Below are 12,943 nucleotides of genomic sequence, written 5' to 3'. Positions count from 1 at the left end.
ATTTTGAAAAGAATTGTAATTTTCCTCCTTTTAGCAATTGCTTTTACTTCTTGTAAATCGACTTCGACAGCGGTATCAAAAAGTGGCACAAAAAGCGAATCAAAAAAAGAAAACAAAGCTTTGGTTAATACTTTAATCGAAAAAGCAACTGATAATATTGGTGTTCGCTATAAAGCAGGAGGAACTACAAAAAGCGGTTTTGATTGTTCTGGACTTGTTTACACTACTTTTGAAAGTGAAAACATCCAACTTCCAAGAAGTTCTTATGATCAAGCAAAAATTGGAAAAATCATTCCGCTAAATGATGCAAAAAAAGGCGATTTAATTTTCTTTAAAACCAACAAAAGCAGACAAATAAATCACGTCGGATTAATCACAGAAGTTAATTCTGACGAAATTAAATTTGTTCATTCCTCTACTTCTAAGGGTGTGATTATTTCTTCTACTAAAGAAGCTTATTACAAAAACTCTTTTGAACAGGTAAATAGGGTCCTTCCATAAAAATTCATTTTTTGTTATTTTTCCTACAAATATTTAATACTTTTAAATCATGAAAGTATTAGATTTTCCGTTAGTAAAAATTACAATAGCCTTTATACTTGGCATAATTGCCTCGTATTATCTACATTTTTCAATATCGATAATTGCTTTTCCGCTTTCGCTGAGTTTTATTGCATTCTTTGTTGTTTTCTTTTGGACCTTAAAACGGAATAAAAAATCCTCTCTATTTGGTATTCTCAGTTGTGGTTTAGCCTTTTTCATCGGAACTTTTACCCTTATTAGTCACACTGAAAATCTTCAAAAAGACAATTACACTCATTGTAAATCTGCTTTTAAAAGCAAACAATCTACTACTTTAATTCTTAGAGAAAAATTAAAAAGCAACGATTATAGCGATCGGTACATTGGTTTAATAAAAACAATCTCAGGAAAACCTTATTCGGGAAAAGTAATTGTAAATGTTCAGAAAGACAGCAGCAAGAATCATTTGGTTATAGGAAATAGCATTAAAATTCAAACAGTTTTACAGCAAAACAAACCAAGCAAAAATCCCAATCAATTTGATTACAGCAGATATTTGGCCAACAAACAAATCTATGCGCAGGTTTATTGCCAGAAAAAAGAAATTCTAGTTAATAAAGTCATTCAAAAAGACATTTGGTATTATTGCGCCAGACTTCATTCTAGAATAATCTCTAATCTAGAAAAATCAAATTTCAATCAAGCCGAAATGAATGTTGCCTTGGCATTAATTTTAGGCCAACAGCAAGAGATTTCACAAGGTATAATTCAAGATTATCAATATTCTGGAGCTACCCATGTTTTATCTGTTTCAGGGCTTCATGTGGGCTTTATAATGCTTTTTATCACTTTTATACTGAAACCAATTCCAAACACAAAAAAAGGTTCATTTTTTAAACTAGCTTGTATTCTAATTTCCTTAGCCGGTTTTGCTGTTATTTCTGGTTTATCGCCTTCCGTTTTGCGATCTGTAGTCATGTTTTCCTTTCTTGCAATTGGAAATCATTTACGTCGAAATGGCAATATCTATCATACTTTATTAGTTTCAATCTTACTGATATTACTTTTTGAACCGTATTTCTTATTTGATGTCGGTTTTCAGTTAAGCTATATCGCTCTTTTTTTCATTCTTTGGCTACAGCCTATTTTAAAGAATATTTATAACCCGAAAAATAAACTAACAATTTACATTTGGGAAGCCTTAACGGTTTCTTTTGCAGCACAAATTGGCACATTGCCTTTATGCCTTTACTATTTTCATCAATTTCCTGGATTGTTTTTTGTTACCAACATCATAATCCTTCCAGTTTTATCTTTCATCATGATAGCTGGAATTGTGGTTATGATTATAGCTATTTTTACCAGCCCACCATTATTTATTACAATCATTTTTGAAAAAAGCATTTGCCTTTTAAATCTCATGATTCATGCTGTTGCTTCTATTGATTCTTTTGTCATTCAAAACATCAGTTTTAATCTGTATCATTTATGGGCATTTTCATTCTTTATAATTGGCACAATCGTCTGGATTAAAAAACCAAGTTTTAATAAATTGCTATTTGTATTCGTCTCAATTATTACGATCCAGCTTGCTTTTATTTTCACCAAAATAGAAACGGAAAATGAAGAAGAATTAATTGTTTATAATGAAAAAAATAACACTCTAATTTCTGAGCGTTTAGGAAGAAACCTTTTGCTTTTCACAAGAGATACTCTTAGTGAGAACAACAGAAACATAAAATCGTATCTCGTAGGAAATTCAATTTCATTGCCTACAACCAAAGAGATTAAAAATGTACTCTATTTTAAAAAGAACAAGATCCTCATAATTGACAGCACTAAAACTTATTCGGAAAAAATTAAACCCGATATTTTAATTCTTACTCAGACTTCAAAAGTAAACTTAGATCGATTGTTGCAAATTCTTCATCCGAAAATTGTTATTGCTGATGGATCAAATTCGAACTCTATTCAGAAATATTGGAAAAATAGCTGTCTCAAAAAAAATATCCCTTTTCATTCAACAAAAGAAAAGGGATACTATAGATTATGATTTATTCTGGATTTAAAATTAAATTCGATTCGGAGATCCACGATTTAACACCTGAAGCATTATAACCGATAAGTCCTAATTTATTAAAATTGGTTTTTCCTTTCCTGCTGGTTACTTCTGAAAAACACACTTGCGGAATATCTTCTATACCAAAAGCATTTTTTAATCGTAAAATCTGCTCTCTAGCAGCATCTGAAATTGAAGAATCAGAAATATCAAGCTTGACAAGAATAACATTTTTACGCGACCATTCTTCGAAATCACGAGTAGAAAAAATTTCATTTTGCAACTGAGGATTTACACCTTGGCTAGTAAAAAAAATCAGCAATGGTTTTCTCTTTTCTGCGCTCACAGTTACAGCATCATTAATATCTGTTTTCCATATTATATTTTGAGAATTCATATAAAATGGACTTAAAAAAAATAGTAGAATAAGTAATTTTTTCGGCATATAATTTTGGTTTTGGTTATGTTAATAAATCTAAAATAATACAAAAACAGAATCCGATAACGATTTTAATAAATTAAAAACCAACTTATAAGCATTAAAATCAAATTGATAATAAATAGGCTATTTTTTAATAAATGTGAAATAAACACAAATAAAAATAATCAAATTATCGATGTATTTTTTAGAACAAAAAAAATCCCCCTCTGAAAAACAGAAAGGGGACTAAAAAAAATTAAAATAAAAGTCGAATGAAATCGTTTACTATTCTGATGGATGTAAAATTGCATTTGATTCTGCAATCCAAGCTTTCGCTCCTCCAGGTTTGTAGGCTATTTTTCCTAAAGCACTAAATGTCGTTTTGTTTTTTCTTACCGATGCCATTGCAAAGCATACTTCTGGAAGATCTTGAACTCCAAATGCATTTTTTAATTTCACATTCTGTTCGCGATCGCTATCTGAAGCATTCATATCAGACAAATCTAATTTTACTAAGACCACGTTATCACGTGACCAAACAGCAAAATCAGGCGTTTTAAAGATTTCATTTTGGAGATTTTCTGGTACACCTGAGGCAGTGAATAAAATCAACATTGGTTTTTTCTGGTCATTACTTATCGCAATAGCATCTGTCATGTTTGTTCTCCATGCTAAATTTTGCGCCTGCGTCATAAATGAGCCTAAAAAAAACAGTAGGATAAGTAGTTTTTTAATCATATAAATTGGTTTTGGTTAGATTAGCAAGACGAAATTAACATTATATTTTAATTTTCCAATTTTTATTAGCATAAAAAATACATTATATGTTTTTTTAAATATAATAAAATACCAAATACTCAATTAGAGACAATTTTACAAAGAGTTTTTCCTACTAAACAAAAAAAGTCCCTTACAGTGTAAGGGACTTTTCAATATTTTTAAATCTAATTTATGATTTCTTAGGGTGTACTATTCCTTCTGCAACAGTTAACCAAGCAGATGGTCCACCAGCAACATATCCTGTCTTACCAAGACCTTTAAAATTAACTCTTCCATCCTTTGTTTCCGCACTTGTAAAGAAAACAGTTGGAAAACCCTGAATACCAAAAGCTTGTTGCAATTCATTGTTCTGACTTTTAAGCTCTGGAGTCTGCGCAACAGATCTCGGATAATCTAATTCAACTAAAACTACATTATCTGCTGCCCATTTCTTAAACTCTGCAGTCTTTAAAACTTCATTTTGCAAACGAATACACCAACCACACCAATCACTTCCTGTAAAGAACATTAGCATAGGTTTTTGTTCTTTGTTACTTATAGTAATTGCCTCTCTAACATCTGTATACCATTTTAATTCTTGCGCCTGAAGATTTGCGGCTCCAATTAAAAACAAAGCAATAAGTAGTATTTTTTTCATAGTGAGAAATTTTACACAAATTTATACAAAAAGTTGTTACAATATAATTATTTAACTTCTTGCATTAATCTTCTGATTAGTGGCGTAACTACAATTAAAACGATTCCTGCAATTAAAGAATATAATGCTAACTGATAGTATCCATCTGTATAAGCGATAAGCTTAGTCATTAATGTAGTTCCTGTATTAGCATTAGATATTTCAGCTCCTAATTTTCCAGCTGCAAACTGGCCAAATGCACTCGACAAGAACCAAAGTCCCATCATCATTCCGAACAATCTTTTAGGAGATAATTTTGTAATTACCGACATTCCGATCGGACCAATACACAATTCTCCAAGAGTATATACAAGATATCCTAAAGCAAAAACATCTAGAGAACTTAATCCATCTGCATTTACAAAAAACCTGGCGCTGTAAAAAATAAAGAAACCTGCAGCAAGCAAAACAAAAGACAAACCAAACTTAATAACCGTATTAGGTTCAATTTTTCGCTTAGCCATAAATATCCATAACAATCCTACCAACGGACTAAAAATAACAACATACAATGAGTTGATACTATTATTTACTACGTTTGGATCAATGTTAAAAAACAATAACTTGTTAGATAAATTATCTTTTGCAAACAAAGACAATGATCCACCAGATTGCTCCGAAATTGCCATAAACATAAAGTACCCAAAAATGAATACAAATGCAGCTAAAAGTTTTCGCTGTTGTTTTCCATCCTTTAGCATTATCAATTCATATGCAAAATACACTAATGCCGCAATTCCCATAGTATACATAAAGTACTCTGTAAAATCAGAATTGATAACCATTATATAAACTAATGGTATTACAACAAAAGAACCAACATAAACCGCTATTTCATAAAGATTACGTTTTTTGGGCGCTTGATTTTCTAATGGAGAATTTCCAATTGGCGCTAAATGTTTTTTCGTTAAAAGAAAAGTAATAACTCCAATTACCATAACAATTGCTGCAGAAAGAAAGCAAAGGCTCCAAGAATAGTTCTTTCCTAAATAAATAGGAATTGCACCACCAAGCATTCCTCCAATATTAATTCCTGCATAAAACAATCCATAACCAGCATCTCGACGACCATCACTTTCATGATACAACTCACCTACCATCGAAGAAACGTTTGGTTTAAAGAAACCTGTTCCGATGATAGAAAGCGTTATTCCGTAGTAAAAGAAATCATGTGGCGAAGCAGCAATAAGCAAATTCCCAAGAATCATAACGATTCCTCCAAAAAGTAGTGATTTCTTAAATCCTAAGATTTTATCTGCAAAAATACCTCCAATAAATGTAAATGCGTAAACAAAAGCCTGAATCGCTCCATATTGAAGATTTGCTTTTCCTTCTACTAAACCTAGCTGGTCTACCATAAAAAAAGCTAAAACCCCTCTCATTCCGTAGAAACAAAAACGTTCCCACATTTCAACCAAAAACAAGTACCACAATTGTTTTGGGTACTTGCCTTTAAAATTTTGAATTTCTTCTAAAGTAATATTGTTCTCCATTTTATCTAACACCGTGCATTAATTTCTTCAATAGTGGCGTTAAAGCAAATAATAAAATTGCAGCAATACCTGTCAAAACAACAAAAACCATAAAGAACTCATATAAGTTATGGATTTCAAATCCTGCAAAAATTGGATTTTGAGCACTAATTTGATGATGATCCAATAAAGCTATTTGATCTGCTGAAAGCGTTATTTTTTTATCTAAAACCGCTTGTAAATCAATCCCTAATTCTTTTGCTTTTGCAAATTTATCACCTGTTGCAGGCAAAATAGAACCTAAAGTTCCTCCTAATGCATATCCAGATGCATTTGATAAAAAGAATACCCCATATAATAATGACGCAAAACGTTTTGGAGATAATTTACCTACCAATGATAAACCAATTGGAGATAAGCATAATTCTGCACATGTGTTTAAGAAATATAATAAGATAAGCCATTTTACTAATAAAAGTCCAGAAGTTCCGATATAAGAAACCTGAGTAGCGATCATTAAGAAACTCATAGAAATTATTACTAATCCTGCAGCAAGTTTTACTGGAGAAATCGGTTCTTTGCCTCTAGCTCTTAAAGTATCCCAAAGAATACTAAATGGAACTGCTAAGAACACAACAAACATTCCGTTAAAAATTTGAACCATCGATGGCGGCATTGCCCAGCCAAAGAAATGTCTGTCTGTTTGGTTATCAGCAATGAAAGTCAAAGATGAACCCGCTTGTTCAAATGCTGCCCAAAAGAAAATAATAAAAAACGAAACGATATAAATTACAATAATTCTATCTCTTTCAATCTTAGTTAAAGAAGTATCAGAAATAATTAATCCTGCTAATGCCAAACCACTTGAATAAATCAGAGTATAAATCAAATTCTGACCTACAACATAATGAAAAAAGAATCCTAAAGCGATAAAAGCAATTCCCGCTCCTATTAAAGCTTTTGTAGAAAAGTTTGCTGTTTGCGCTTCTCCTTCTTCAAAATCTGAAGCATCATTTTTAGAAGGAAGTCCTCCTAATGCTTTTCCTTCTGGAGAAACTACATATTTATTCTTTAAGAAGTAAAATAAAATTGTACCTAATAACATTGCAACAGAAGCCGCCATGAATCCCCATCTAAAAGCATGAATATCTCTAATTCCGCCCGCATCTTTAACATCTCCCAATAGAGGACAGATTGACTGGCCTAAAAAAGCTCCGATGTTAATACCCATATAGAAAATAGTAAATGCACTATCTAATTTTGTTTTTTCTTGTTTTGGATACAAACTTCCAACCATACTAGAAATATTTGGCTTAAAGAATCCGTTACCAAAAACAATTACACCTAAAGCAGAATACATAACGATTTTTGCTAAGTCTAAATTAGACTCAAAAATGCTTCCACTAGTAAACAAAAGCATTTGCCCAATCGCCATCAATAACCCTCCTAATAAGATACAGTTTCTGTTCCCTAAATAACGATCGGCAACAAAACCACCTAGCATTGGCGTTAAATAACAAAGTCCAAGGAAACCTCCGTAAATTAAAGATGCTTCTTCTTCCTTCATCAATAATGAATTTACAAGAAATAAAGTCAATAAAGCTCGCATTCCATAAAAATTGAATCTCTCCCACATCTCCGTTCCAAACAATACCCAAAGCCCTTTTGGATGCGCAGTTTTTACTTGTGTTTCTCCCATATTATTCACTATTTTAATTAGGTTATATATTTAGATTATAGATTTTCTTTGATGAAATTGGTCATTTTTGTGTAAAGCTGAATTCTAGTATTTCCACCATAAATACCGTGGTCTTTATCTGGATAAATTTGAGAATCAAATTGTTTATTTGCCTGAATTAAAGCTTCCATCATTTGCATCGTATTTTGAACATGAACGTTGTCATCTCCAGAACCATGAATCAACAAGAACTTCCCTTTCAATTTACTAACGTGATTAATTGGAGAGTTTTGATCGTATCCGCTTGCATTTTCCTGTGGAGTCTGCATGTATCTTTCTGTGTAAACGCTATCATAAAAACGCCAGTTTGTAACTGGAGCAACTGCAATTGCCATTTTAAACACATCATTTCCTTGGAAAATACAGTTAGATGCCATAAATCCACCATAACTCCATCCGAAAATTCCAATTCTTGAAGCATCCACATACGGATAAGCACCAATTACTTTTGCAGCATCAATTTGATCTTCAACTTCATATTTTCCTAATTCCTTTTGAGTCACTTTTTTGAAATCAGCTCCTTTATAACCTGTACCTCTTCCGTCAACACAAGCAACGATATAACCTTGCTGCGTTAATGAAAGAAACCAATAATCATTAGAATTGTTCCATTGATTATTTACCTGCTGAGATCCTGGACCAGAATATTGGAACATGAAAACAGGATATTTTTTTGAAGGATCAAAATCTTTTGGTTTTAAAATCCAAGCATTCAATTCGTTTCCTTTTGCAGTTTTTAAAACAAAATATTCTTTCGAAGGAAGATCATACGCTTTTAATTTATCAGCAAGAGCTTGATTGTTTTCGATAACCTGAATTTCTTTTCCTGTTTTAGCCTCGTTAAGAGTATAAGTTGTAGGCTGTGTATTACTTGAAAAAGTATTAATAAAGTATTGGAAATTTGGACTAAAAGTCGCTTTACTTGTTCCTACTTTAGAAGACAAACGTACTTTGTTTTTTCCATCTAAACCAATTCTGTAAAGATCTCTGTTAATTGAACCATTTTCTGTAGATTGGTAGAAAATAGTTTTTGTTTTCTCGTCGAAACCATAGTATGAAACCACTTCCCAGTTTCCTTTTGTAACTTGATTTTTAAGTTTTCCGTTTTTATCATATACATAAATATGATTAAAACCGTCCTTTTCGCTAGTCCAGATAAAACTATTGTCTTTTAAGAAAGTTAAATTATCTGTAATATCTACGTAAGCTCTATCTTTTTCATTTAAAACTACTTTTGGAGCAGCTGTATTGCCGTCAATAAACAATAAATCTAAATTATCTTGGTGACGGTTTAAAACTTGCGCAGAAAGCACATTTGCATCATTTGTCCACTGCATTCTTGCAATGTAGAAATCATTGTAATTTCCTAAATCTACTTTCTTTGAAGTATTTCCAGCAGCATCATATATATGTAATGAAACTACAGAGTTTTTTTCTCCAGCTTTAGGATATTTAAAAGTTTCGATTTTTGGATATAAATCTTTGTGAAAAATTGACATTGAGTATTCTGGAACTTGGCTTTCGTCAAAACGAATATAAGCTAGTTTTTTACTGTCTTTACTCCAATCAAATGCACGAACAAATGCAAATTCTTCTTCGTAAACCCAGTCAGTAATACCATTAATGACAGCATTTTTCTTTCCGTCTGTTGTTACAGCAGTAGATTTTTTTGAAGCAACATCATATATATATAAGTTGTTTTCTTTAGCGTAAGCAATTTTGGTTCCGTCAGGTGAGAATGTTGGCTCTTGAATTTGAAAATCAACAAGTTTAGTTAGAGATTTAGCTGCGATATCATAAAGAAAATAATCAGCAGTAAAAGAGTGACGGAAAATTTTAGATGAATTACAAGCAATTAAGATCTTTTTTTCAGAGGCATCAAAAGTATAGCTGTCAATTCCGTCGGCAAGTTCTTTGTAGTTTTTTGTATCAATAAGATTCGATACTTTTTTCAGCGTTGCAAAATCGTATAAATCAATCTGCATGCTTCTGCTCGCCATATCAACATTTAAAACAGTATATTGATTAGTATTTTTTAGCGATTGCAGCTCATCCATCCCTTTGGCCCGGAAAGTTCCGCTAAAAACATTTTCGACAGTTATTTTTTGCTGCCCAAAAACAACCGCAGTCAAAAATAAAAGTACTGCAGTAAATTTACTTGTATTCATTAGAATTATTTTAAATATAAAAAGAGCCCAATTTTAGTAAAAAAAATAAACATAATACACATTTTAAGTGTTAAATGTTAAAAAAAATAACGATTGCGTACTTTCATGTCTGAAATAGATTGCAATCAAAACTCTTAAAATAGTATCTTTGCCGCAACAATATTATTTAATACATTGAGAATGAACAACGCTGTTGCCGGATTTTCTAAATTATCCAAAAAAGAAAAAATTAACTGGATTGCAAATGAATATTTTTCGAATCCTGAAGAGGCGCAAAATATTATAAGAAATTACTGGAATTCAGACGAAAAGCTTCAGCAACTTCATGACGAATTTATCGAAAACACTATTACAAACCTTTATATACCACTTGGAGTTGCTCCTAACTTTTTGATCAACGGAAAGTACAAAACAATTCCGATGGCTATCGAAGAAAGTTCTGTAGTTGCAGCAGCTTCAAAAGCAGCAAAATACTGGTCAACTAGAGGCGGGTTTAAAGCTACGATTATCAACACAGAAAAAATTGGTCAAGTCCATTTTACTTATAACGGAGATGCAGAAAAATTAACTCAGTTTTTTGATCAAATAAAACCTAAATTCTTTTCTGAAACGCAAAGCATTACCAAAAATATGCAACAGCGAGGCGGTGGAATTTTAGATATTAAACTAAAAGACAAAAGAAGCTTATTAGAAAACTACTACCAGCTTCATGCTACTTTTGAAACCAAAGACAGCATGGGAGCCAATTTTATAAACTCTTGTTTAGAGCAATTTGCTACCACTTTAAAAGAAGAAGCTCAAAATTCTGACTTATGCCAAAATGGTGAAAACCTAGAAGTCATCATGAGCATTCTTTCTAACTACGTTCCGCATTGCCTTGTTAGAGCCGAAGTTTCTTGTGCTATCGAAGAATTAACAGAAAAACACATTACCAATCCTCAAGAATTTGCAGAACGTTTTGTTCAAGCCGTTCAAATTGCAGAAGTAGAACCTTTTAGAGCGGTCACTCATAACAAAGGCATCATGAATGGTGTTGATGCCGTTATTCTGGCAACAGGAAACGATTTTAGAGCTGTAGAAGCTGGTGTTCATGCTTATGCTGCCAGAAATGGTCAATATGCAAGTTTATCGCACGCTAAAATCGAAAACGGAATCTTTACTTTTTGGCTTGAAATTCCACTTGCAGTTGGTACGGTTGGCGGTTTAACTTCTTTACATCCATTAGTAAAATTGTGTTTAGAAATTTTGGAAAAACCTTCAGCTCCAGAATTAATGAAAATTGTGGCTGTTGCAGGTTTAGCACAAAATTTTGCAGCATTACGCTCGTTAACTACAACAGGAATTCAAGAAGGCCATATGAAAATGCACCTTAACAACATTATCAATCAATTTGAAGCTACAGACGAAGAGCGCCATTTAATTAAAGCACACTTCAAAAAAACAGCCGTTTCTCACAGCGCTGTAGTAGAATTTATTGAGAATTTAAGAAAATAATTTAGGAGCCAATCCCGCTATTCGTTGCAATCTTTTGCTTTTATAAACAAAAAAAGCAAAAGGATTTTCACTGCTATCGGGGCTAAAAAATAAAGCATGAAGAAAACATTTTACAGTAACGGAAAACTTTTTATTGCGGGAGAATATCTCGTTTTGGATGGAGCAGATGCATTTGCGTTGCCAACAAAATTTGGTCAAGATTTAGTAATTGAGGAACTAGAAAACAACCAAATCGAATGGAAAAGTTATGATCAAGACAAGCATTTATGGTTTGAAGAAACTATTTCATTTGATGAAGTTGTAAAAAGCTCGGATCCGCAAATTGATACTGTAAAATCTACGCTGATCAATATTCTTCATGCAGCTTATGCATTGAACCCAAAATTTATTGAAAGCTCTAAAGGATACAAAGTAAGCACACATTTGAGTTTTCCAAAAAACTGGGGATTAGGCACTTCTTCTACTCTTATAAATAATATTGCGCAATGGACAGAAACCAATGCTTTTACGCTACTAAAAAATAGTTTCGGCGGAAGCGGCTACGACATTGCATGTGCACAAAACAACACGCCAGTTTTATACCGAATAAAAGATAATTTTGTAAAACAAGTTGAGTTTAATCCTGACTTTAAAGAGCATATTTACTTTGTTTATTTGAATAAAAAACAAAACAGTAAATCGGCTATTTTTTCATACAACAATCATAAAAATAGTCATTTGGCCGATCGCGTTGCAGAAAACAACAAAATTACAAATGCTATTTTACACGCTAAAACATTAAACGAATTTGCTTCTGCAGTTCAGAAACACGAAATTCATTTGAGCAAAGTTTTAGAAATGCAAACCATAAAAGAAGCTGTTTTTCCTGATTTTAATGGCGTCATTAAAAGTCTAGGTGCTTGGGGCGGAGATTTTGTAATGGTAGTTTCTAAGGAAAATCCGAAAGAATATTTCTTTAATAAAGGATATCAGACTATTTTGACTTATGAAGAAATGATTTTATAAAATCAATTTCAAAAACTATCAATTAACCTTTTTAGCGTTTTTAAGATGTTTTGTTTCCAAACGGCGAACAGATTTGCTTTCTTGCTCATTTGACTCAATAAGTCTGTTATGCAAGCGCTCTGCCATTTTTTCGATACTGTTTGTAATAGAATCGTAAACAACTTCCATACGACGGTGTTTCTCTTCTTTTACAGCTCTTAAAACATCTTCTACAAAAACCTTATCATACTTTTCAGCAACAGAGTCATGTGTGTTCGTTAGTCTAATCACATAATCGTTACTCAAAATTGTAACTTTAAAATGTTGTTCTTCGTTACTCAAATAATATTTCCCACCCAATTCATCAACATTGATGTCGGTGCTGCCCACTTTTAAAAGCTCGATAATAATACCATAAATATGACTTTCTATTTTGGTATATACTCTTGGCTTTTTTCTAAAAAATTTAAAAGTAAAAAACATTTAAATAATCAATTATTAAAGCATTTGTTATTTGGAATCCTATTCTTTCTTATTCCACATTTTAGGCAAAAGCTAAAAATATGTTAAAATAAAAAATCGAGCAAATTAACTGTAATAATTTGAAAATCACAAGTTTTTTAAATTAA

11 protein-coding genes are annotated in these 12,943 nt (G+C 32.0%); 4 read left to right on the top strand and 7 right to left on the bottom strand.

Annotated elements, in window-relative coordinates:
- The first annotated feature begins 3 nt into the window (after nt 1-3).
- The gene (locus AC1Q5Z_RS11670; protein WP_278019700.1) at nt 4-501 is read left to right on the top strand and encodes a C40 family peptidase; all 498 of its coding nucleotides are present in this window, start codon (nt 4-6) and stop codon (nt 499-501) included.
- A gap of 49 nt (nt 502-550) precedes the next feature.
- Complete coding sequence (locus AC1Q5Z_RS11665; protein ID WP_492444932.1) at nt 551-2,575, top strand: ComEC/Rec2 family competence protein; 2,025 nt, start codon at nt 551-553, stop codon at nt 2,573-2,575.
- Nucleotide 2,576: 1 nt separating this feature from the next.
- Here the strand turns inward: AC1Q5Z_RS11665 and AC1Q5Z_RS11660 are convergent, their stop codons facing one another.
- The 6 genes from AC1Q5Z_RS11660 to AC1Q5Z_RS11635 form a co-directional block, all read right to left on the bottom strand.
- Complete coding sequence (locus AC1Q5Z_RS11660) at nt 2,577-3,026, bottom strand: thioredoxin family protein (RefSeq protein ID WP_343588710.1); 450 nt, start codon at nt 3,024-3,026, stop codon at nt 2,577-2,579.
- A 261-nt stretch (nt 3,027-3,287) separates the two neighbouring features.
- Nucleotides 3,288-3,740, bottom strand: a complete 453-nt coding sequence (locus tag AC1Q5Z_RS11655; RefSeq protein WP_198854694.1) for a thioredoxin domain-containing protein — start codon at nt 3,738-3,740, stop codon at nt 3,288-3,290.
- Between the two features lie 211 nt (nt 3,741-3,951).
- A complete protein-coding gene (locus AC1Q5Z_RS11650) occupies nt 3,952-4,419 on the bottom strand; it encodes a thioredoxin family protein (RefSeq protein WP_198854695.1) in 468 nt (155 codons plus the stop codon).
- Between the two features lie 47 nt (nt 4,420-4,466).
- On the bottom strand, nt 4,467-5,951 hold the full coding sequence (locus AC1Q5Z_RS11645; protein WP_286967892.1) for a peptide MFS transporter: 1,485 nt from the start codon (nt 5,949-5,951) through the stop codon (nt 4,467-4,469).
- 1 nt (nt 5,952) lies between these two features.
- The gene (locus tag AC1Q5Z_RS11640) at nt 5,953-7,629 is read right to left on the bottom strand and encodes a peptide MFS transporter (RefSeq protein WP_492444929.1); all 1,677 of its coding nucleotides are present in this window, start codon (nt 7,627-7,629) and stop codon (nt 5,953-5,955) included.
- Nucleotides 7,630-7,664: 35 nt separating this feature from the next.
- On the bottom strand, nt 7,665-9,836 hold the full coding sequence (locus AC1Q5Z_RS11635; protein ID WP_492444927.1) for a S9 family peptidase: 2,172 nt from the start codon (nt 9,834-9,836) through the stop codon (nt 7,665-7,667).
- Between the two features lie 180 nt (nt 9,837-10,016).
- On the opposite strand from AC1Q5Z_RS11635, the gene AC1Q5Z_RS11630 reads away from it, so the two are divergent.
- Together AC1Q5Z_RS11630 and AC1Q5Z_RS11625 are read left to right on the top strand one after the other, a co-directional pair.
- Nucleotides 10,017-11,330 (top strand): hydroxymethylglutaryl-CoA reductase, degradative, encoded by a 1,314-nt coding sequence (locus AC1Q5Z_RS11630; RefSeq protein ID WP_492444925.1) that lies wholly within the window; start codon nt 10,017-10,019, stop codon nt 11,328-11,330.
- Between the two features lie 96 nt (nt 11,331-11,426).
- On the top strand, nt 11,427-12,335 hold the full coding sequence (locus AC1Q5Z_RS11625; protein ID WP_492444923.1) for a GYDIA family GHMP kinase: 909 nt from the start codon (nt 11,427-11,429) through the stop codon (nt 12,333-12,335).
- An 18-nt stretch (nt 12,336-12,353) separates the two neighbouring features.
- Here the strand turns inward: AC1Q5Z_RS11625 and AC1Q5Z_RS11620 are convergent, their stop codons facing one another.
- Nucleotides 12,354-12,797: a hypothetical protein gene (locus tag AC1Q5Z_RS11620; protein ID WP_286967901.1), complete on the bottom strand. Its 444-nt coding sequence runs from the start codon at nt 12,795-12,797 to the stop codon at nt 12,354-12,356.
- Between the last annotated feature and the right edge of the window lie 146 nt (nt 12,798-12,943).

The sequence above is a fragment of the Flavobacterium sp. GW823-FHT06G12 genome, assembly GCF_058794775.1.
The sequence above is the reverse complement of the archived record's forward strand: the minus strand, read 5'-3'. Positions and strand labels throughout refer to the sequence as shown.

What these genes read in the sequence shown, in the direction of transcription:
- AC1Q5Z_RS11660 (WP_343588710.1), bottom strand. Translation starts at nt 3,026, where the DNA reads ATGCCGAAAAAATTACTTATTCTACTATTTTTTTTAAGTCCATTTTAT.
- AC1Q5Z_RS11620 (WP_286967901.1), bottom strand. Translation starts at nt 12,797, where the DNA reads ATGTTTTTTACTTTTAAATTTTTTAGAAAAAAGCCAAGAGTATATACC.
- AC1Q5Z_RS11650 (WP_198854695.1), bottom strand. Translation starts at nt 4,419, where the DNA reads ATGAAAAAAATACTACTTATTGCTTTGTTTTTAATTGGAGCCGCAAAT.
- AC1Q5Z_RS11655 (WP_198854694.1), bottom strand. Translation starts at nt 3,740, where the DNA reads ATGATTAAAAAACTACTTATCCTACTGTTTTTTTTAGGCTCATTTATG.
- AC1Q5Z_RS11625 (WP_492444923.1), top strand. Translation starts at nt 11,427, where the DNA reads ATGAAGAAAACATTTTACAGTAACGGAAAACTTTTTATTGCGGGAGAA.
- AC1Q5Z_RS11665 (WP_492444932.1), top strand. Translation starts at nt 551, where the DNA reads ATGAAAGTATTAGATTTTCCGTTAGTAAAAATTACAATAGCCTTTATA.
- AC1Q5Z_RS11635 (WP_492444927.1), bottom strand. Translation starts at nt 9,836, where the DNA reads ATGAATACAAGTAAATTTACTGCAGTACTTTTATTTTTGACTGCGGTT.
- AC1Q5Z_RS11645 (WP_286967892.1), bottom strand. Translation starts at nt 5,951, where the DNA reads ATGGAGAACAATATTACTTTAGAAGAAATTCAAAATTTTAAAGGCAAG.
- AC1Q5Z_RS11630 (WP_492444925.1), top strand. Translation starts at nt 10,017, where the DNA reads ATGAACAACGCTGTTGCCGGATTTTCTAAATTATCCAAAAAAGAAAAA.
- AC1Q5Z_RS11640 (WP_492444929.1), bottom strand. Translation starts at nt 7,629, where the DNA reads ATGGGAGAAACACAAGTAAAAACTGCGCATCCAAAAGGGCTTTGGGTA.